Origin of the sequence: Camelimonas fluminis (assembly GCF_014656355.1) — a bacterium.
Taxonomy (GTDB): Bacteria; Pseudomonadota; Alphaproteobacteria; order Rhizobiales; family Beijerinckiaceae; genus Camelimonas; species Camelimonas fluminis.
Genome location: NZ_BNCG01000001.1, coordinates 674550 through 693790, shown reverse-complemented (window position 1 = coordinate 693790; position 19241 = coordinate 674550). Strand labels below are relative to the sequence as shown.

Annotated in this window: 19 protein-coding genes; 11 read left to right on the top strand and 8 right to left on the bottom strand. The window is 63.7% G+C overall.

Annotated features, from left to right (window positions below; genetic code table 11):
• Positions 1-35: 35 nt before the first annotated feature.
• The gene (locus IE243_RS02950; RefSeq protein WP_191317791.1) at positions 36-1256 is read right to left on the bottom strand and encodes an ABC transporter substrate-binding protein; all 1221 of its coding nucleotides are present in this window, start codon (positions 1254-1256) and stop codon (positions 36-38) included.
• Between the two features lie 279 nt (positions 1257-1535).
• On the opposite strand from IE243_RS02950, the gene IE243_RS02945 reads away from it, so the two are divergent.
• Positions 1536-2273: an SDR family NAD(P)-dependent oxidoreductase gene (locus IE243_RS02945; protein WP_191317790.1), complete on the top strand. Its 738-nt coding sequence runs from the start codon at positions 1536-1538 to the stop codon at positions 2271-2273.
• A 201-nt stretch (positions 2274-2474) separates the two neighbouring features.
• On the opposite strand, the gene IE243_RS02940 is transcribed toward IE243_RS02945, so the two are convergent.
• Positions 2475-3194 carry a TetR/AcrR family transcriptional regulator gene (locus IE243_RS02940; RefSeq protein ID WP_191317789.1) on the bottom strand — a complete coding sequence of 240 codons (720 nt, stop codon included), beginning with the start codon at positions 3192-3194 and terminating at the stop codon, positions 2475-2477.
• A 242-nt stretch (positions 3195-3436) separates the two neighbouring features.
• Here IE243_RS02940 and IE243_RS02935 point away from each other — a divergent pair, with 242 nt between their 5' ends.
• From IE243_RS02935 to IE243_RS02900, 8 genes are all read left to right on the top strand, one after another.
• The gene (locus IE243_RS02935; RefSeq protein WP_373301539.1) at positions 3437-4270 is read left to right on the top strand and encodes a glycoside hydrolase family 25 protein; all 834 of its coding nucleotides are present in this window, start codon (positions 3437-3439) and stop codon (positions 4268-4270) included.
• A gap of 203 nt (positions 4271-4473) precedes the next feature.
• Positions 4474-5646: an isovaleryl-CoA dehydrogenase gene (locus tag IE243_RS02930; RefSeq protein WP_191317787.1), complete on the top strand. Its 1173-nt coding sequence runs from the start codon at positions 4474-4476 to the stop codon at positions 5644-5646.
• A gap of 220 nt (positions 5647-5866) precedes the next feature.
• The gene (locus tag IE243_RS02925; RefSeq protein ID WP_244642674.1) at positions 5867-6373 is read left to right on the top strand and encodes a PRC-barrel domain-containing protein; all 507 of its coding nucleotides are present in this window, start codon (positions 5867-5869) and stop codon (positions 6371-6373) included.
• 180 nt (positions 6374-6553) lie between these two features.
• The gene (locus IE243_RS02920) at positions 6554-6862 is read left to right on the top strand and encodes a hypothetical protein (RefSeq protein WP_191317786.1); all 309 of its coding nucleotides are present in this window, start codon (positions 6554-6556) and stop codon (positions 6860-6862) included.
• Between the two features lie 387 nt (positions 6863-7249).
• On the top strand, positions 7250-8071 hold the full coding sequence (gene olsC / locus IE243_RS02915; RefSeq protein ID WP_244642672.1) for an ornithine lipid ester-linked acyl 2-hydroxylase OlsC: 822 nt from the start codon (positions 7250-7252) through the stop codon (positions 8069-8071).
• 256 nt (positions 8072-8327) lie between these two features.
• Positions 8328-9185: an aldo/keto reductase gene (locus IE243_RS02910; RefSeq protein ID WP_191317784.1), complete on the top strand. Its 858-nt coding sequence runs from the start codon at positions 8328-8330 to the stop codon at positions 9183-9185.
• A gap of 99 nt (positions 9186-9284) precedes the next feature.
• Positions 9285-10100 (top strand): YdcF family protein, encoded by an 816-nt coding sequence (locus IE243_RS02905; protein WP_191317783.1) that lies wholly within the window; start codon positions 9285-9287, stop codon positions 10098-10100.
• An 8-nt stretch (positions 10101-10108) separates the two neighbouring features.
• Positions 10109-10333, top strand: coding sequence for a hypothetical protein (locus IE243_RS02900; protein ID WP_191317782.1), 225 nt, complete (start codon positions 10109-10111; stop codon positions 10331-10333).
• A 576-nt stretch (positions 10334-10909) separates the two neighbouring features.
• On the opposite strand, the gene IE243_RS02895 is transcribed toward IE243_RS02900, so the two are convergent.
• Entirely contained in the window at positions 10910-11275 is a 366-nt protein-coding gene (locus tag IE243_RS02895; RefSeq protein WP_191317781.1) for a DUF3253 domain-containing protein, read from the bottom strand.
• Positions 11276-11351: 76 nt separating this feature from the next.
• Positions 11352-12050, bottom strand: a complete 699-nt coding sequence (locus IE243_RS02890; RefSeq protein ID WP_244642669.1) for a DUF599 domain-containing protein — start codon at positions 12048-12050, stop codon at positions 11352-11354.
• A 211-nt stretch (positions 12051-12261) separates the two neighbouring features.
• Here IE243_RS02890 and IE243_RS02885 point away from each other — a divergent pair, with 211 nt between their 5' ends.
• Positions 12262-12654, top strand: coding sequence for a rhodanese-like domain-containing protein (locus IE243_RS02885; RefSeq protein ID WP_191317780.1), 393 nt, complete (start codon positions 12262-12264; stop codon positions 12652-12654).
• Between the two features lie 98 nt (positions 12655-12752).
• Here the strand turns inward: IE243_RS02885 and IE243_RS02880 are convergent, their stop codons facing one another.
• On the bottom strand, positions 12753-13478 hold the full coding sequence (locus IE243_RS02880; protein ID WP_191317779.1) for an alpha/beta fold hydrolase: 726 nt from the start codon (positions 13476-13478) through the stop codon (positions 12753-12755).
• Positions 13479-13584: 106 nt separating this feature from the next.
• Here IE243_RS02880 and IE243_RS02875 point away from each other — a divergent pair, with 106 nt between their 5' ends.
• Positions 13585-14115 carry a hypothetical protein gene (locus IE243_RS02875; RefSeq protein ID WP_191317778.1) on the top strand — a complete coding sequence of 177 codons (531 nt, stop codon included), beginning with the start codon at positions 13585-13587 and terminating at the stop codon, positions 14113-14115.
• 112 nt (positions 14116-14227) lie between these two features.
• Here IE243_RS02875 and IE243_RS02870 read toward each other — a convergent pair whose 3' ends face one another.
• From IE243_RS02870 to IE243_RS02860, 3 genes are all read right to left on the bottom strand, one after another.
• Entirely contained in the window at positions 14228-16240 is a 2013-nt protein-coding gene (locus IE243_RS02870) for an acetyl-CoA carboxylase biotin carboxylase subunit (protein ID WP_191317777.1), read from the bottom strand.
• Positions 16241-16502: 262 nt separating this feature from the next.
• Complete coding sequence (locus IE243_RS02865) at positions 16503-17486, bottom strand: malate dehydrogenase (protein ID WP_191317776.1); 984 nt, start codon at positions 17484-17486, stop codon at positions 16503-16505.
• An 87-nt stretch (positions 17487-17573) separates the two neighbouring features.
• Positions 17574-19109 carry an acyl-CoA carboxylase subunit beta gene (locus tag IE243_RS02860; protein ID WP_191317775.1) on the bottom strand — a complete coding sequence of 512 codons (1536 nt, stop codon included), beginning with the start codon at positions 19107-19109 and terminating at the stop codon, positions 17574-17576.
• Positions 19110-19241 lie beyond the last annotated feature (132 nt).

Sequence of the window (19241 nt, the reverse complement as noted above, 5' to 3'; positions counted from 1 at the left end):
GGCCAGACTTGCACAGCCTGGCCCCGTCTGTCCGCTCAGTGCTTCTGCGCCGAGATCGGTTCGCCAAACAGCTCGAACCCTTCGCCCTTGAAACGCTGCAGCATGAGCGTGTTGAAGGCGGAGTAGTTCTCCGGCGTGGTGTGGATGGTGACGCCAGGAAGGAGCATTGGCAGGTCCTTCATGTTCAGGTTCGTCGCCTGCTTCATCAGATTCTCACGGGTGAGATCATCGCCTGCGGCCTCCAGCATCCGGTGCACGAGCGTGGCTGACAGATAGCCCAGCGCGGCGCTGGAATCCGTGAACATGTTTTCCATGCCGATGCTCTTCATGAAGTCGGCGTAAGCCTTCATGTCCGGGCTGTCCTTCCACTTCGGATCGCCAGGCGTCTTGAGGGCGGTGGCGGTGATAACGCCCTGCGAGGCTTCGAAACCGGCAGGCTTCAGCACCGAACCGATGGAGGCGGCCACGCTCACCACGAAGGTCTGCGCCTTCCAGTCCAGCTCATGCTTCTTGCGGATCGCCTGGGCGCCGAATTTCGGCGTCGCCATGAGATAGAAGACGTTGGCGCCAGAATTTTTCAGCTTGACCATTTGCGAGTCGACGGTGGCGTCCGTCACTTCATACGTCGCTTCCGCCACCACCATGGACTTTGCCTTGTCGCCAAGCCCCTCCTTGAAGCCGCGCACATAGTCGCGCCCGGCGTCATCGTTCTGGGAGAGAATGGCGATTTTCGCGTTGGGAATATTCTGGAGGATATAGCGGCCATAGATCGCCCCCTCCACGTCGTAAAGCGGGAAAAACGCGGTCGTCCATGGGAAGTTCTTCGGATCGTTCCACTTGGCCGCGCCCGTGGAAATCAGGATCTGCGGAACCTTCTTGCTGTTGAGATATTTGTGGATCGACGTGTTGGTCGGCGTGCCCACGGTGCCATAAATGGCCAGCACGTTTTCGTTCTCAACCAGCTTGCGCGTCTGTTCAACCGTCTTCGGCGGGCTGTAGGCGTCGTCGAGCGAGATCAGGTTGACCTTGCGCCCGTTGACGCCGCCCTTCTCGTTCAGTTTCTTGAAATACGCGACCTCAACCGTGCCCTGGATGCCATAGGCAGAGGCAGGGCCGCTATACGGCATGGTCTGGCCAAGCCTGATTTCCGTATCAGATACGCCGGGGCCATATTTTTTCTCGGCGGCCAGAGCAGCCGTCGCGGCCATGGCGACGCCTGCGATGCCCACGAGCAGAAGCGCGCGTCGTGCGATCATTGTTTCCATCCCTGAAAGTTGCCGACAGCTTTTTTTTGTGACTGGAAACGTCGCCGCCCCCAGAAGCCTGCCGTCTCGCCGCCTGCGACAGCAATGCACGGGAGGCTAAACGCAAATTTTCAAAACTTCCAGTTCAGTTCTTCACGGATTGCGTGACGGCCAGCCATGACTTGACGGCGACTGACGCCTGTTCAAGAACAGCAGCAATCGCGGCGCCCCCCTCCGGGCCGGCCGCCCAAAAACGAGATGAAGCGCCATCGGCGCAGGGAGAGACGTCAGATGAACGAACTTGATTTCACCGGCAAGAACGTACTCGTGGTTGGCGGTTCGAGCGGCATCGGCAATGGCATCGCCCAGGCTTTCCGCGAAAAGGGCGCCAATGTCTTCGTCTGGGGCACGCGCGCCAACGCCGCCGACTATAAGGCGGAGGAAGGCTGCGATCTCACCGGCCTGCACTATTCCCAGGTCGACGTCGCCGATTTTGACGCCGTCGAGGCGCACAAGCCGCCATTCTCCACCCTCGACGTGCTGATCCAGTCCCAGGGCTACGTCATCTACCGGCGCGGCGAGTTCAAAATGGACGGGTTCCAGAAGGTGATGGACATCAACCTGAACAGCCTGATGGCAGTCAACATCAAGTTCCACGACATGCTGGCGGCCAGCCGGGGATCGCTGATCATGATCAGCTCCACCGCCGCCTTCCATTCGACCAAGGGCAACCCGGCCTACAACGCCTCCAAGGCCGGCGCCGTCGGCCTGGTGCGCACCCTGGGCGAAGCCTGGGCGCCGGACGGCATCCGGGTGAACGGCATCGCGCCGGGCCTGGTCGACACCAAGCTGACGAAGGTGACCACGGGGAACCCCGACCGGCTGGCCGCCTCCCTGCGCGGCATTCCCATGGGCCGGCTGGGCCTGCCCTCGGACATGGCCGGCGTCGCGCTGTTTCTCGCATCGCCGCTCGCCGCTTATGTTTGCGGTCAGTCGATCCCGGTCGACGGCGGCCTGATCCTGCACTGAACCAGCTTCGCCGGGCGGCTGGGCCGCCCGGCTCCCATCTTCGTAACGCCACGCCAGACCGCGAAGATGCTGGAGCATCTTCAATCGGCAAAGCCCAGATCAGCCCGGCCTGGCTCCCGGCGGGAAACGCCATGCGCCGCCGGGGGCTGGCCAGGCGCCGATGATCAGGTTCACCGGCTTGCGGCTCGTGAGGTCGCGGCCCTACTGGGCGCCGCCGGTCCGCGCCCGGGCAGAGGCGGCGCCCAGCCCCGCCTGTGACAGGGGCGCGCCAGGGCGGGTCGGCGTCACCATCAGCGCCACAGCCGTATCGATGACATCGTCGACGGCAATGCGGCTGCCCCACCATTGCGCGCTTTCCTGGACTTCAGCGGTTGCATCGTGCAGCGCCGCCAGCTCCTGGACCGCATCCCGCTCAGCCAGGGCCGCAACGATATGGGCTTGCGAAATGGTGAACCGTTGCAAAAGCATCGCCTCGGGAAACCCCGGAAGCAGGCGCCGCAGATGCGCATAACAACGACGCGTTCCGGCGCTCCAGCGCCCCTCCAGCGGATTGTTGGCCAGGTGGCGCTGGTTGAGCCGGACGCCAGCCAGGAACCTGGCGTAACCCTCGAGCCGCTCGTCGGCTTCATCCAGCATGCTGTCGACCAGAATAGCCATGATGGCGCGCAGATCCGGCGCCGCCACGCCCGCTTCAAGCCCATCCAGCGCCCTGCGGCGATATTCGTCGATCGCCCGCGCGCCCTCCATCACCAGCTCCTTCACCAGCGCATCCTTGGATCCGAAATAATAGTGAATGGAACCATTGTTGCGCGCGCCAGCTTCAGCCACGACCTCCCGCACAGAGACGCCATTGACTCCACGCCGTGCAAACAGCTTACGGGAGGCGCGCCGGATCCGTTCCGAAGTAATATCAGAAGACATTCCAATATTCCCTTAATAATTATCATATATTTATGAGGAAATTAATTTGCACAACCTGCTTCGCTCACAGGTTGAATTTAGATTCAATTTGACGTCACGGTCAATAGGTCGCCCGTCGTCAGAACGACAAAAGATCGATACTGGAGCCCACTCCGTGAAACAGACGTCCGACCTGGCGCCGACACGCGGCGTTCACCTTGTCCGGTAAGGCTCCGTCAACATTTCGCAGACATAGAAAATTCATGGTCCGCACAGCATCCCGCCTCCGGTCTGCCGCGGCGCTTCCGCGCGCGCTTGGCAAGGCCCTCGCCAACAAATTCCGCGCCCGCGCAATCGCGGCTGCGCTGGCATCCGCCGTTCTCGCCTCATGCGCGGCGGAACAGTCGTCCATGGTCTTCGGCGAGATGACCGACGCACGCCCCCATCCGGGGGTGGCGAAGGCGCTGAAGCTGCCGGTTCATGGCATCGACGTCTCCCGCTGGCAGGGCGACATCGACTGGCGCGAAGTGCGCCGGGCGGGCGCCACCTTCGCCTTCATCAAGGCGACCGAGGGCGGCGACCATGTGGATCCGCGCTTCCTCGACAACTGGTATGGGGCGCGCGATGCCGGCGTCTGGCGCGGCGCCTATCACTTCGTCTACTGGTGCCGTCCCGCCCGCGAGCAGGTGGAATGGTTCATCCAGCATATCCCGAAGGACCCGGACGCGCTGCCGCCGGTGCTCGACGTGGAGTGGAACGGCCATTCGAAGACCTGTCCGAAGCGGGTCTCGCGCGCCGAGGCTCACCAGATGATGGAGGTGATGCTCAACGCGCTCTACCAGCACACGGGCAAGCGGCCGGTGATCTACACCGACATCCCCTTCTTCCGCGACGTGTTGCAGGAAGGCGGCTTCGAGCAATATCCGCTGTGGATCCGCAGCACGGCGGCCGAGCCGCACATGCGCTACGATCGCCGCTGGTATTTCTGGCAGTACACCACCACCGGGCGGGTGCCAGGCATCAAGGGAGCGGTGGACCGCAACGCCTTCTTCGGCACCGCTGACATGTGGGCGAAATTCACGAAGGGCGATCTCTGATCGGGTCGATGACGGCGATGGCAATCCGGGGGCGGCGCACAGGCGACGCCCCCTTTTTTTGCATCCGGCCCGCATCCCGCGCCGCCAGCGGCTGGCTGGGGCTTGCCCATCAGCGTACGCCGCGCTGTATTGTCCCGCGACTGGCCCCAGGCGGCGCAACGCGGTTGCGTATCCAGCACGGACCGGACTTCAGGAGAGGAAACATGGCCATCAGCAATTCGCCGGGCTTCAACTTCGATCTCGGTGAGACCGCGGACCAGATCCGGGCCACCGTGACTGCGTTCGCCCAGGACAGGATCGCGCCGCGCGCCGACGAGATTGACCGCACCAACACGTTTGCCCGCGATCTCTGGCCCCAGATGGGCGAACTTGGCCTGCTCGGCATGACCGTTGAGGAGGAATATGGCGGCACAGGCCTCGGCTATCTTGAGCACTGCATCGCCATGGAGGAGATCTCGCGCGCTTCGGCCTCCATCGGCCTGAGCTACGGCGCGCACTCCAACCTGTGCGTCAACCAGATCCGTCGCAACGGCACCGACGCCCAGAAGCGCAGGTATCTGCCAAAGCTGATGTCCGGCGAGCACGTCGGCGCCCTCGCCATGTCGGAAACCGGCGCCGGCTCCGACGTGGTGTCGCTGAAGCTGAAGGCCGAGCGCAAGGGCGACCGCTTCGTTCTCAACGGCACGAAATTCTGGATCACCAACGGCCCCATCGCCGACACCCTGGTGGTCTATGGCCGCACCGATCCGGACGCTGGCCCGCGCGGCATCACCGCCTTCCTGATCGAGAAGACCATGAAGGGCTTCTCCACCGCCCAGAAGCTGGACAAGCTCGGCATGCGCGGCTCGGACACCGGCGAGCTGATCTTCGAGGATTGCGAAGTCCCCGAGGAAAACGTGCTTGGTCAGGTGGGGCGCGGCGTCGAGGTGCTGATGAGCGGCCTTGACTATGAGCGCGCCGTGCTTGCCGCCGGCCCGCTTGGCATCATGCAGGCCTGCATGGACGTGGTGATGCCCTACATCCACGAGCGCAAGCAGTTCGGCCAGCCCATCGGCGCCTTCCAGCTCATCCAGGGCAAGGTCGCCGACATGTATGTCGCGCTGAATTCCTGCCGCGCTTATGTCTACGCCGTCGCCCGCTCCTGCGACCGCGGCGAAACCACCCGTGAGGACGCCGCCGGCGCCATTCTGCTGGCGGCCGAAAAGGCCACCCAGATGTCGCTCGACGCCATCCAGCTGCTCGGCGGCAATGGTTATGTCAACGACTACCCGACCGGGCGCCTGCTGCGCGACGCAAAGCTGTATGAAATTGGCGCGGGCACCAGCGAAATCCGCCGCATGCTTATCGGCCGGGAGCTGTTCAACAAGACAGGCTGAGCCCGCCTCCCCGCCCCCCCGTGAACTGAACCTCGACAGCCCGGCCTGGCCTCCCAGGCCGGGCTGTCGTCATTTGAAGGCCAGTTACGTCAGATCGCGCGCTGGCGCATCCGCGACCTGCGAAGCGCAAATTGAGGTGACGGGAGTCGCTCGGATACATGCCGTACGCGCCCCGGCGGCGCCACAACCCGATGCGCCAGTCCTGTCAGGGGCGCGCCACATGGCGGCGCATCGCCGTAGAAAATGCACAAATCCTGGAACAAATGCCCGCCATGTCACTTTACCTAACGTGATATCAATTGCAGGAGACAATACAATGAACAAGCTTGCAGGATCTGTTGCTGTTATGCTGATGGCTGCAGGCGCATTTTCTGGAGCTTCTCTTGCCCAAACTGCGCCAACACCCACGACGAAACCAATATTTCTGACAGTTGAGGAAGGCCCAGCTGTTTACAGCAGCCTGAAAGGCCTCAACGTCAAGAACGCCGGCGATGAAACGGTGGGCGAGATTTCCGATGTGGTGATCGATGGCCACAACGTCAACGCCTACATCCTGTCGGTGGGCGGTTTCCTCGGGGCCGGCACCCATTATGTAGCCGTCGCTCCGACCGCGCTGACGGTGACGTGGAACGACAGCGACAAAAAATGGAACGCCCGCATCAACGCCACCAAGGAGCAGCTGAAGGCGGCGCCGCAATTCAGATATGAAGGCCGCTTCGCCAAATAAGCCCTGGAGGTTTTCGGGACAAAGAGCGGCCACTTTTCCCGGAAAGGCGCCTCAAGCGAGAGACTGGGCGCTTCCGTGAGCCCGCTTCACCGGAAGCGCCTCGCTCCCAGCAAGGCGTTTCCGTGTGATGAACCGCCGGCGCAATCGCAGGCCGCCCCGGCGCCGGCAATGGAGGACGTCATGAACAGGTTTGCATGGTGCGCCGCGATAGCGACCATGGCGCTGGCGCCAACACTGGCGTCCGCCCAGGGCGTCGTGCGCGGCGCTGAACAAGGCTCGAACGCCGGATCGCGCGCCGGCCAGCAGATCGGCGGGCCAGTGGGCGGCGCGGTTGGCGGGGCTGTCGGCGGTGCAGCGGGCGCCGTGGGCGGCGGCGTCGCTGGCGGCGTCAAAGGCGTGCTCGGCGTCCCGCAGGACACCCGCGTGCGGCATGCGCCGCAACGCACGCGCCATGCGCCGGCGCGGCGTCACCCACACCAGAACCGCTAGGGCTTTTTTCCAGCGCGGATTATCCACCCCGGCATTGCTGGGGTTCCGGGCAAAGAGGCGGAGCAAATTGCGGCTCTGTCGCAACGCCATCCTGCGCTCCGCAGCGCTGACCGCGAACGCCCATGGGGCAGACAGGCGTCGCCTGGCCGGGCCATGCGTCCAGCCAGGCTTTGCCGCCGTGGCGCGGCCTCCACGACACGTTTCCGTCACACGGACGGTTTTTTCCTGTATTCTCCGCATCATGGCTCCCCCGGCTTTCTTTTGCGCGCGCCTTGCCAAACGACGGCTGGCGGATGCAACATCCGCGCGATCGTCCGCCATGGCGTTCGCGCCAGCTGGCGCATGACGCTGCGGCGACGCCCTGCACCACAAGTTCCGGATCAGATCGTGACCCAACAAGTTTCCCCATCCCCCACAGGCAAGCCCGAACAGAACTTCGGCACCACCGGCATCGAAGCCATGGAGCGTCCCGGACTGGTGACGCGTTTGCTGATGGGCGTTGTGGAACGGGTCGAACGTCTCAACCTGCGTCATTCGAAGGTCGGCAACCCGCCGGTGTACGACAAGGCGACCTTCCCCTGGGTCGCGGAGATCGAACGGGAGTGGCCGCTGATCCGCGCTGAACTCGACAAGGTGCTGGCGCGTCAGTCTGAACTGCCAAGCTTCCACGACCTGTCCCCCGACGTGAAGACCATCAGCGACGACAGCCACTGGAAGACCTTCTTCCTCGCCGGCTACGGCCTGAAGTCCGAACGGAACATCGAACAGTGTCCGGAAACCTGGCGGATCATGCAGAAGATCCCCGGCCTGAAAACGGCGATGTTCTCCATCTTCGAGCCTGGCAAGCACCTGAAGCCGCACCGTGGCCCATACAACGGCGTGCTGCGCCTGCATCTCGGCCTGATCGTGCCGGAGCCCCGCGACAAGCTGGCCATCCGCGTGTCCGATCAGGTCTGTCACTGGGAGGAAGGCAAGGCGCTGGTGTTCGACGACGCCTACGAGCACGAGGCGTGGAACCATACGGACAAAACCCGCGTCGTGCTGTTCGTGGATTTCGTCAAGCCGCTCGGCTTCCCGGCGAACTTCTTCAACTGGCTGCTGCTGAATGTCGCCGTGTTCACGCCATTCATCCGTGAAGGCGCCGGCAACCAGAAGGAGTGGGAAAAGAAATTCTACGCCCAGGCGGAAGCGATGCGGAACCGCTCCTAGAGCATTTTCGGTAAAATCCAGTTCGCCAAAAATGCTCCATCAGTTTGAGTTGACGCATTTTCTTCACGAAAACAGGCTCCATTTTTCTCGAAAATGCTCTGGAGCGCTTTCCGGTCAGACGGAACCGCCTGGTCGGCCGGAAAGCGCTCAAAGCAAGGAAAACTGGAGCATTTCCTGATCCATATTGATCGGAGAATGTTCCGGTCGCCACATTCCAGATCTGGCCAAACCGCCGCCTCCAGCAAGGACAAGTTCCATGACCACGCCGCCTGAAAGCCGGATCGACAACGGCCAGATCGTCGTGCACGCCAATGGCGCCGCGATTCCCGCCATTGCCCTTGGCACCTGGCAATCCACCGACGACGCCTGCGCCCGCGCTGTCGGGGAAGCGCTGCGCAGCGGCTACCGTCACATCGACACCGCCGCCGCCTATGGCAACGAGGCCCAGGTGGCGGAAGGCATCCGGGCTTCCGGCGTGGCGCGCGACCAGTTCTTTGTCACCACCAAGGTGTGGCGCGAGAACATGGCCCGCGATGCGGTCCTGCGCTCGGCCGCGGACAGCGTGCGCCGGCTCGATTCGGGGCCCGTCGACCTGCTGCTGCTGCACTGGCCCACCCCGGACGCGCCGCTGGCTGATTCGATCGCTGGTCTCGTGGCGGCGAAGCGCGAGGGACTGACCCGGCACATCGGCGTCTCCAACTTCACCATTCCGCTGATTGATGAAGCGGTGCGCCTCAGCGAGGAGCCGCTGGTCACCAATCAGGTGGAGTACCATCCCCTGCTCAACCAGGGTCGGCTGATCCGCGCCTGCGCCGCGCACGGCCTGTCGCTCACCGCCTATTCACCGCTGGGCCGCGGCGCGCTGCTGGCAGATCCGGCGATCATCGCCATCGCCGATGCGCATGGCCGCGAGCCGGCGCAAATCGTCCTGCGCTGGCTCATCCAGCAGCCAGGCGTGATCGCCGCGCCCAAATCGGTGACGCCGCAGCGCATCCGCAACAATCTCGCCGTGTTCGATTTCGAACTGGGCGACATTGAAATGGCCCGCATCGGCAATCTGGCCCGCCCCGACGGCCGGCTGATCAATCCCGCATTCGCGCCGGAGTGGGACTGACCCGAACTGTCCGGGATGTTAACGGCCTGATGCTTCAATGAAGCCTGCTGCGCCCCCGTGGAAGGGCGCTTGCGACGCAGGAGGCTTTCGGGGAGCGGCATGTTTTTTCCGGTTTCAAAGATTCTGTGGTTCTTCGCCACGCCATCCAATCTGCTGATCACCCTGAGCGTCATCGGCGTGGCGCTGTTGTTGCTGGGCTGGCGCCGCGCCGGGCTGACCGTGAGCCTCGTGGCGGTCACGGGTCTGGTGATTTTCGCCGCCAGCCCAGCGCCGCGCCTGCTGATGCGCGCCCTTGAAAATCACTATCCGCCTGTCGCCATGAACGATCCGGGACGGGTCGACGGCATCATCGTGCTGGGCGGATCGGCCCATTTGCGGCGGGGACAGATCAAGCTCAATGACGCCGCGGCGCGGCTGACGACGGCCGTCACGCTCGCCCGGCGCTATCCCGAAGCGCGGGTCGTCTTTTCCGGCGGCGACGGGCGGCTGATCCAGCTTGATCGCGGGGCAGGTGAAGTAGACGCCGTGCGCCTGCTGCTGTCGCAAATGGGGCTGGAGGGCGACCGGGTGATTTTCGAGGACCGCTCCCGCAACACCAGGGAAAACGCCTCTTTCACCCGTGCACTGGTGACGCCGAAGCGCGGCGAGCGCTGGCTGCTGGTAACCTCCGCGTTTCACATGCCGCGTTCCGCTGGCGTGTTTCAGCACGAGGGCTTTTACGTCACGCCCTACCCGGTCGACTACTATACGCGCAATGAGGCCACCGATTTTCTGCCGTTCCACAGCTTCTCCAGCGGATTGCGACTGGCCGATCTCGCCGTGCGGGAATGGCTTGGCCTGACCGTCTACTGGCTAGCCGGCTATACGTCGACATTGCTGCCGGATGCCAGCGCGGCGTCCGGCAAGTCTCCCTGACAAAGCTGGTGGAATGCGACCGGATATCGCCCAGCGACAGCGCCAGGATGAAAAGCTGCGGACAAGGCCACGGCGCCGGCGACCAAATAAAACGTGACTTTACAACGCTCCGTTTCGGCGCAATTTATACCTTCTACGGGAGAAACATTATGGATATTTTTATTGATACTTACAATGATAGCGACGACGATGCACGCCATGAATATGCGCTCATCATGAGCAGCATGATCTGAGTACAAACGGGCGCGCCGATATGGTCATGATCGGCGCGCCGCCGGTTTATCTTCAAACCGGACAACAACAGTTGATTTCATAATCATATGACTCTGGCGCATCATGGATTTGCCAGCATTGGCTGGCGTCAGGATGGGACCGCCAGAATGATCCACATCACCTGTCAGGACCTGTATGAGGACGGCTGTATCGACCGGCAGACGCACGACGAACTCGCCGCCATTCAGTCCACGCTCATGTAAGCGCCGCATCCAGTGAGCGTATTGTCGAGAAAAGTGGAGCCCACTTTTCGTGGAAAAATGCGTCAAGTTAAAGAGATGGCGCATTCCTGGTGGACTGGTTTTCACCGAAAACGCTTTAGCCAGCAACCGCCGGCCGCGCAGCCAGGGCTTCCCGGCTCAACCCCGGGAGCTGGATTCATCTCGTGAAACGGCCGGATGCAACGTCACGAACATGCGAGCGCATCAGTGACCTGCAAAGCCCTTGCGCCGCGCAGGCATGATGAGCCCTGATGGGCCAGGGCTGCCATGGTTCCGGTCTCAGGCGCACCCGGTGAGCAGGCAGGAAACTGGTTGTCAGATTTCCCAGACGTCGAACTTCGGCCCGCGCCCGACCTTGTACAGCCCCCTGAACGTATCAGGGTCTGCTGGCGTTCCCTTGCGGTAGATTATGACGCTGCCGTCGTGGGCCAGCTTGACGAGCGCAAGGCGCAACGGCTGCATCAGCGGCCCCCAGCCTTCTGGTCGCTCGCCGCCGACCGTCCGCGCGATCACCGCGGGATCCACCAGCCCCTCCCCGGCCTCGCGCAGCAGCGCCCGGGCCGCCTCTTCAAGGCCCAGATGCACGCCAACGCCGCGCCGGCGCTGAACGGGCTTTTCCGGGGCTCCGCCAGCAACGTCGGCGTCATTGGATGCAGCTTTGGGATCAGATGGTTTGGCCATGGTGGATCGATGCGCCCATCAGCCGCCGTCGTCAAGACCACGCGCGGCGACACACACAGGGCGGCGCGGCCGCGCCTCATGACGTCTCCGGCTCATCATCGTCCAGAATCGAGGTGCGCGCATCGGAGCGGAACTGCCGGACCCACATCGACCACAGCACGAGCCCCGTCGTCCCCAGCAGCGCCAGAGGGCCCATGAACCAGCCGAGATACGCCAGAGCAAAGAAGATTGAACGTTGACCCCGGTTGAAATGGTTCCCCGCCGCGATGTTCATCGCGCCGACCCTGTGAGCGTGACGCAAACCGGCAGGGCCGGAATCAGGCGGCGGCATGGCCCCAAGCAGGATCGCCGAATAGTTGAACAACCGGTAGGACCAGGCGAACTTGAAGAAGGCGTAGCCAAAAATGGCGGCAAGGCCGATGATCTTGATCTCCCACGCCAGGCGGGTTGGCGCCTGGGACAATGGCAGGTCCGACACCATCCGCAGCACGTCGTCGGTGGAGCGCAGGAACGCAAGCGCACCGCCCATGGCGATCAGCGTGGTGGAGGCGAAAAACGACGCGCCGCTCTGCAGCGTGGCCATGATGCTGGCATCCACCACACGCTGTTCGCGCGCCAGCGACCGCTCCATCCAGATCATCCGGTACCGGTTCATGCGCAGGTTCAGGCTGCGGTCGGCGCCGCGCCAATGCTCCACCGCATAGCCATAGAAAATCCATGATCCCCAAAAAATGCTCACGGCCAGCATGTCGAGCCAACTGAACGGCATGCTCATTCATCCGCTCCGACTGTAAATCCACGCATCACCCTGCGCATGCTCTTGCCCGGCATGATGAACTGCTTTGAGACAGGAAAACACGCCCAATCGGGGATACGCGGGCAAAATTTCCCCAACCAGGCTGGCGCATGACTTCCCCGGCAATCGCCGTTACCGTCTCATCACCAGCAGCGGCGCGCCGCCTGAAAACATAGCAAGGGAGAAGACCATGCCCCAGACCATCACCACCGGCGTGAAGGCGCTGGTCGACGACGCCAACACGCGCATCCGCACGCTCAGCATCGATGAGGCGAAGGCCATGCACGGCCGCGACGACGTTACCTTCGTGGACCTGCGCGACCCGCGTGAACGCGAGCGCGAAGGCAAGATTCCCGGCGCCTTTTCCTGCACCCGCGGCATGCTGGAATTCTGGATCGACCCGGCCAGCCCCTATTTCAAGCCGCAATTCGCTGAGGACAAAACCTTCGTGTTCTTCTGCGCCGGCGGCTGGCGCTCCGCCCTCGCCGCCGATGTCGCGCAGAAGATGGGCCTGAAGCCGGTCGCCCACATCGACGGCGGCTTCGGCGCCTGGAAGAAGACCGGCGGCGCGGTGGAAAGCTGATCCACCCATTTCGCCTGCGCCGGGCCAGAACAGAAGCTGCTCCGTCGCAGACCCTCAAGCCGCCCAGTCGGGCGCGCGAATTGGCCAAACAGGCGTGCTCACACAGCCGCCCAATGCCGCTGCAGCGCCCCCGCCACCTCGGCCGGGCGCTCGCTCTCCCACCAGTGGCCACATCCCTCAAGCATCAGCAGATCCGCGCCGGTGCGGCTGGCCAGCGCCGGCGCCAGCCTGGGGGAATCAAGAAATGGGTCCTGGGCGCCGTAGATCAGCAGGCCTGGCGTATTGATGCGGGCGAGATCCGGCGTCCACTCCGCTCCCACGGTTTTCGCCGAGCGATACAGCCTCAGGATGCAGTCCTGCATGCGCGCGTCGATGTGCGAAGCCGTGGTCTGCGCCTGCGCAGGCGTAAGGCCGCGCGTGGCCAGCGACGCCGCCGTCGCCTCCGGCGTCATCATCGCCATCACCTGCTCCCCAAGTTCCGGCGTTTGCCATGCCTGAGCCGCGTCGTGCCAGACATAATCCGGATCAAGCGGCGCCCCGCCAGCCGTCCATGTGCGGATCAGGTCGCCGCGCAACGACACGACGCGCAACACCAGCAAGGCGCCCCAGTCATGCCCGACCAGATCGACGGGCTCACCGAGCGCCTCCAGTTCGCCGATCAGCCAGGCGACATAGTCTTCCTTCGCGGCTTCAAAACCCTGCGGAACCGGCGCGTCGAATCCCGGCAGCGAAACCGCCCGCGCGTCCTTGCGGGCCAGGCGCGGGATCACCTCATCCCAGACCCGGCATGTGTCAGGCACGCCATGGACGAAAACAGCAACCATCGGACTCCCCTTCTGCTCTTTCCGCCAGTTCCGGCAGATTTGGAGTTGAGTATAAAAACCTCAGGTAGCAACGCCACCCCGATTCACCCACAGTTCAGGAAGACTTATGAGGGTTGTCATCACCGTCCTGCTCACGTCGCTGGCGCTGGCAGGATGCGTCACGAACAGGCCGTCGCGGCCGCCGCTGGAATCCGCCCAGGACCCGAAGGTGCTCGAGCGTCGGGAAGAGCAAATCGCCGTCAGGGTCGCCAACTGGTCTGCTGGCCTCCAGCCGCGCGGAACAGTCCGCCTTGGCGAAATCCGCAACGCCACGATCTCTGGTCCGCGCATCCGCGCTGGCGGCGATGAAGAGATCTATTGCGTTGGCGTCACGGAGTATTTCGAGACGCCGAAAGCCCTTATTCCTGAGAAATTTGAAGCAAAATATGGCATGCATGTGCGCATCTTCCGCCGTAACAACCTGATTGCCCTGTCACGACAGAACTATTGCGAGCCCGCAGCCGACACCCGATCCCTGCCTTACCTCGTCTATTATCGCCGTCTCCAGCAGGCCCGGATCGATGTCGCCCGGGAGTACCAGGATGCCGCGAAGGCGGCGAAGTCCGCGCGATCAGGCACGGCGTCCGTCCAAAGGTGATCCCGCCGCCATAAGCTCGCCAGCCCCAAGCGGACCGTCGCCAGCTCTGATCGACAACGAAAAAGGCCCGGCTTTCGCCGGGCCTTTTCATATTCGCGTTTGCGCCAGGGTATCAGGCGAACTCGAGGATCACCGCGTCCACGGCCAGGCTGTCGCCTTCCTTGGCGTGAATCTTCGAGATCGTCCCGTCGCGCTCGGCGCGCAGCACGTTTTCCATCTTCATGGCCTCGACCATGGCCAGCGGCTCGCCGGCCTTGACCTCCTGGCCCTCGGCCACGCTGATGGCCTTCACCAGACCAGGCATCGGGCACAGCAGGAACTTTGAGGTGTCGGCCGCAACCTTCTCAGGCATCAGCGCCGCCAGTTCAGCCTCACGGCGGGTGTAGACGCGCGCAGCGGCCAGCGTGCCGGCGTGAGCGATCTGCACGCCATTGAGGATCGGGCGGATCTGCGCCACCACCTCGACGTCGTCGATCAGGCCCTGCCAGACCGGTTCGCCCGGAACCCAGTCGGATTCCACGATGCGCGGCTGCTCCTCGTCGTCGAAGGAAACGATGACCTCGTCTTCTTCGCCGCCGCTGACCAGGATCGGGAACGCCTGCTCGCCCAGAACGGCGGTGCGCTCGCTCTCGAACTCCACGTCGATGACCCGGTCGAGCTGGCCGGTGATGGCGCGGCGACGCTCGTTCTGCAGGTGATCGATGTAAGCGGCGACCACGGCCATCAGACGGGCGGTCTCGCCTTCCGGCTCAGGATTGCTGAAGCCTTCCGGGAATTCCTCGGCGATGAAGCCGGTGGACAGTTCGCCCGACTGCCAGCGCGGATGCTGCATCAGCGTGGACAGGAACGGGATGTTGTGGCGGATGCCGTCGATGGCGAAAGCGTCCAGCGCCTGGGCCTGGGCCTCGATGGCCTTCAGGCGGGTCGGCGCATGCGTCACCAGCTTGGCGATCATCGGATCGTAGTAGATCGAGATCTCGCCGCCCTCGTAGACGCCGGTGTCATTGCGAACGATGACACCCGACTCGTTCTCGCCTTCTTCCGGCGGACGGTAGGTCACCAGACGGCCGGTCGACGGCAGGAAGTTGCGGGTCGGATCTTCCGCGTAAATGCGGCTTTCCACCGCCCAGCCGTCGAGCTTGACGTCGTTCTGGGTGATGGCCAGCTTCTCGCCGTAGGCGACGCGGATCATCTGCTCGACGAGGTCAATGCCGGTGATCATCTCGGTGACGGGATGCTCGACCTGCAGACGGGTGTTCATCTCGAGGAAGAAGAACGAACGGTCCTGACCGGCGACGAACTCGACGGTGCCGGCGCTGTCGTAGTTCACGGCTTTCGCAAGGGCGACGGCCTGCTCGCCCATCTTGCGACGGGTCGCCTCGTCCAGCAGCGGCGACGGCGCTTCCTCGATCACCTTCTGGTTGCGGCGCTGGATCGAGCATTCGCGCTCGCCCAGATAAATCACGTTGCCGTGCTTGTCGCCGAGAACCTGGATCTCGATGTGGCGCGGATTGACGATGAACTTCTCGACGAACACGCGGTCGTCGCCGAAGGACGACGCAGCCTCGGAACGGGCGCGGTCGAAGCCTTCCTTCACCTCGTCGAGGCTGTAGGCGATGCGCATGCCCTTGCCGCCGCCGCCGGCGGAGGCCTTGATCATGACCGGGAAGCCAATTTCCTCGGCGATCTTGCCGGCCTGTTCGGCGGTTTCGATCACGCCGAGATAGCCCGGCACCGTGCTGACCTTGGCCGCGTTGGCGAACTTCTTCGATTCGATCTTGTCGCCCATGGCCTCGATGGCCTTCGGGTTGGGACCGATGAAGACGATTCCGGCTGCGGCCAGCGCTTCAGCGAAGGCGGCGCGCTCGGACAGGAAGCCATAGCCAGGATGCACGGCTTCCGCGCCCGTCGCCTTGCAGGCGTCGATGATCTTGTCGATCAGGAGGTACGACTGGGCGGCGGCCGGCGGGCCGATGTGAACCGCTTCGTCAGCCATCTCGACGTGGAGCGCATCGCGGTCGGCGTCCGAATAGACGGCGACAGTCTTGATGCCCATCCGGCGCGCCGTCTTGATGACGCGACAGGCGATTTCTCCACGGTTGGCGATGAGGATCTTGCTGAACATGCCCCGCCCGTTTCCATTCCAAAAAAGCTAGAGCATTTTCGGGAAAAGTGGGCCCCACTTTTCGTGAAGAAAATGCGTCAAACCAGAGAGATAGGGCGCCTTCCGCGAACCATGTTCACAGAAGCGCCCCGGAGCCACAGCGCGTCCGCCAGGGGCGGAGCTTGTCCGCAGCGCGCCAGTTGCCAGCGATCCGGCCCGCCCATTGCAGGAACCGGGCCAGATCGCGTCGTTCAGCGGGCGCGCGAGGCGCCCGGCTTTCTGCTTACTTCAGCAGGTGGGCGATCGCAGCGCGCTCGCCTTCCAGCTCGTCAAGCGTGAGCTTGATGCGCTCCTTCGAGAAGTCGTCGAACGACAGACCCTCAACGCGCTTGTAGTGACCGCCTTCGCAGATCACCGGCACGCCGAACATCACGCCTTCCGGAATGCCGTAGCTGCCGTCGGACGGAATGCCCATGGACACCCACTTGCCGTTGCTGCCCAGCACCCAGTCGCGCACGTGGTCGATGGCGGCGTTGGCGGCGGAAGCCGCCGACGACAGGCCGCGCGCCTCGATGATGGCGGCGCCGCGCTTGCCGACCTGCGGAATGAAGGTCTCGCGGTTCCACGCCTCATCGTTGATGAGGCCGGCGATCTTCTTTCCGCCGACGGTGGTGTCGCGGTAATCCGGGTACATGGTCGGCGAGTGGTTGCCCCACACGGCCAGTTTGTCGATGTCGGCGACCGGCACGTTGGCTTTGGAAGCGAGCATCGACAGGGCGCGGTTGTGGTCCAGACGCAGCATGGCGCTGAAGGCCTCAGCCGGAAGGTCCGGCGCCGACTTCATGGCGATGTAGGCGTTGGTGTTGGCCGGGTTGCCGACGACAAGCACCTTGACCGAACGCTTCGCCACGTCGTTGAGGGCGCGGCCCTGAACGGTGAAGATCTCGGCGTTGGCGCTCAGCAGGTCGGCGCGCTCCATGCCCGGGCCGCGCGGACGGGCGCCGACCAGGATGGCCACGTCAGCGTCCTTGAAGGCCACCTTCGGATCATCGGTGACAGTGAACCCGGCGAGCAGCGGGAACGCGCAGTCCTCCAGCTCCATCACCACGCCGCGAACGGCGTTCTGGGCCTGCGGCAGGTCGAGCAGCGACAGGTGAACCGGCTGGTCCTTGCCGAGGAGATCGCCATTGGCGATGCGGAACAGCAAAGCGTAGCCAATCTGGCCAGCGGCGCCGGTCACGGCGACGCGCATGGGAGTCTTGCTCATGTTAGCTCCTTGAGTGTGGCGCCCGGTCCATGGCTGTGGTCCGGACCGGACGCTGATCGGCTCAACGGGTCAGGTGCGACAATGACCTTACAGCGGGATGTTGTCGTGCTTCTTCCACGGCTGCTCAGCCTTCTTGGTGCGCAGCATGGCGAGAGCGCGCGACACCCGGCGACGGGTGGAGTGCGGCATGATCACCTCGTCGATGTAACCGCGCTCGGCGGCCACGAACGGCGAGAGGAAGCGCTCCTCGTATTCCTGGGTGCGGGCGGCGATCTTCTCCGCATCGCCAATGTCCTGGCGGAAGATGATCTCCACCGCGCCCTTGGCGCCCATCACCGCGATCTGCGCCGTCGGCCATGCGTAATTGACGTCGCCGCCAATGTGCTTGGAGGCCATCACGTCATAAGCGCCGCCAAAGGCCTTGCGGGTGATGATGGTGACCAGCGGCACGGTGGCCTGGCTGTAGGCGAACAGCAGCTTGGCGCCGTGCTTGATCAGGCCGCCGTATTCCTGCGCCGTGCCAGGCAGGAAGCCCGGGACGTCGACAAAGGTCACGATCGGAATGTCGAAGCTGTCGCAGAAGCGCACGAAGCGCGAGGCCTTGCGGGAAGCGTCGCTGTCGAGCACGCCGGCCAGCACCATCGGCTGGTTGGCGACGACGCCGACGGTGCGGCCCTCGACGCGGGCGAAGCCGGTGATGATGTTCTTGGCGTAGCCTTCCTGAATCTCGAAGAAATCCCCCTCGTCCACGACCTTCTGGATCAGCTCCTTCATGTCGTAAGGCTTGTTGGGATTGTCGGGGATCAGGGTGTCCAGCGACATGTCGAAGCGGGTCGGATCGTCGAAGCTCGGCAGCTCCGGCACGCCATCGGTGTTGTTGGACGGCAGGAAGTCGATCAGACGACGCACCTGCAGCATCGCCTCCACGTCATTGTCCCAGGCGCCGTCGGCGACCGAGGACTTGGTGGAGTGAACCTTGGCGCCGCCCAGCTCTTCAGCGGTCACGGTCTCGTTGGTGACGGTCTTCACCACGTCCGGGCCAGTCACGAACATGTAGGACGTGTCGCGGACCATGAAGATGAAGTCGGTCATGGCGGGCGAGTAGACGTCGCCGCCGGCGCAGGGGCCCATGATGACGGAAATCTGCGGGATCACGCCCGACGCCATCACGTTGCGCTTGAACACTTCGCCGTAGCCGCCAAGGGCCGCGACGCCCTCCTGGATGCGGGCGCCGCCAGCGTCGAACAGGCCGATGATCGGAGCGCGCATTTTCAGCGCCATGTCCTGAATCTTGACCATCTTCTGGGCGTGCGTCTCGGAGAGCGAGCCGCCGAACACCGTGAAGTCCTTGGCGAACACAAAGACGGTGCGGCCATTGACCGTGCCCCAGCCGGTGACGACGCCGTCGCCGGGGATCTTGTCCTGGTTCTGCATGCCGAAGTCGACGCAGCGGTGCTGCACGAACATGTCGAATTCTTCGAAGGAACCGCTGTCCAGGAGAAGTTCGATGCGCTCACGCGCGGTCAGCTTGCCGCGTCCGTGCTGCGCCTCGATGCGCTTTTGACCGCCGCCGAGCTTTGCTGCGGCGCGACGCTCCTCCAGCGCCTCGAGAATATTCTTCATCTGGTCCCCCGCGATCGGATTGCCGAAAACTGGCGTGCTCCCTATCACTCAACTAACGGATTAGGAAGCGTCTTCCTCAACAAACGTGCGCAACAGCCAATTCCCTGCGGAATGATGCGCAATACAGCATAT

Bases quoted from the DNA above. Each gene is read 5' to 3' on its own strand.
- IE243_RS02875 (WP_191317778.1), top strand. From the start codon at position 13,585: ATGAGGGTTGTCATCACCGTCCTGCTCACGTCGCTGGCGCTGGCAGGA.
- IE243_RS02920 (WP_191317786.1), top strand. From the start codon at position 6,554: ATGAACAGGTTTGCATGGTGCGCCGCGATAGCGACCATGGCGCTGGCG.
- IE243_RS02950 (WP_191317791.1), bottom strand. From the start codon at position 1,256: ATGATCGCACGACGCGCGCTTCTGCTCGTGGGCATCGCAGGCGTCGCC.
- IE243_RS02940 (WP_191317789.1), bottom strand. From the start codon at position 3,194: ATGTCTTCTGATATTACTTCGGAACGGATCCGGCGCGCCTCCCGTAAG.
- IE243_RS02870 (WP_191317777.1), bottom strand. From the start codon at position 16,240: ATGTTCAGCAAGATCCTCATCGCCAACCGTGGAGAAATCGCCTGTCGC.
- IE243_RS02890 (WP_244642669.1), bottom strand. From the start codon at position 12,050: ATGAGCATGCCGTTCAGTTGGCTCGACATGCTGGCCGTGAGCATTTTT.
- IE243_RS02935 (WP_373301539.1), top strand. From the start codon at position 3,437: ATGGTCCGCACAGCATCCCGCCTCCGGTCTGCCGCGGCGCTTCCGCGC.
- IE243_RS02910 (WP_191317784.1), top strand. From the start codon at position 8,328: ATGACCACGCCGCCTGAAAGCCGGATCGACAACGGCCAGATCGTCGTG.
- IE243_RS02930 (WP_191317787.1), top strand. From the start codon at position 4,474: ATGGCCATCAGCAATTCGCCGGGCTTCAACTTCGATCTCGGTGAGACC.
- IE243_RS02860 (WP_191317775.1), bottom strand. From the start codon at position 19,109: ATGAAGAATATTCTCGAGGCGCTGGAGGAGCGTCGCGCCGCAGCAAAG.
- IE243_RS02925 (WP_244642674.1), top strand. From the start codon at position 5,867: ATGGCGGCGCATCGCCGTAGAAAATGCACAAATCCTGGAACAAATGCC.
- IE243_RS02905 (WP_191317783.1), top strand. From the start codon at position 9,285: ATGTTTTTTCCGGTTTCAAAGATTCTGTGGTTCTTCGCCACGCCATCC.
- IE243_RS02880 (WP_191317779.1), bottom strand. From the start codon at position 13,478: ATGGTTGCTGTTTTCGTCCATGGCGTGCCTGACACATGCCGGGTCTGG.
- IE243_RS02895 (WP_191317781.1), bottom strand. From the start codon at position 11,275: ATGGCCAAACCATCTGATCCCAAAGCTGCATCCAATGACGCCGACGTT.
- IE243_RS02865 (WP_191317776.1), bottom strand. From the start codon at position 17,486: ATGAGCAAGACTCCCATGCGCGTCGCCGTGACCGGCGCCGCTGGCCAG.
- IE243_RS02885 (WP_191317780.1), top strand. From the start codon at position 12,262: ATGCCCCAGACCATCACCACCGGCGTGAAGGCGCTGGTCGACGACGCC.
- IE243_RS02945 (WP_191317790.1), top strand. From the start codon at position 1,536: ATGAACGAACTTGATTTCACCGGCAAGAACGTACTCGTGGTTGGCGGT.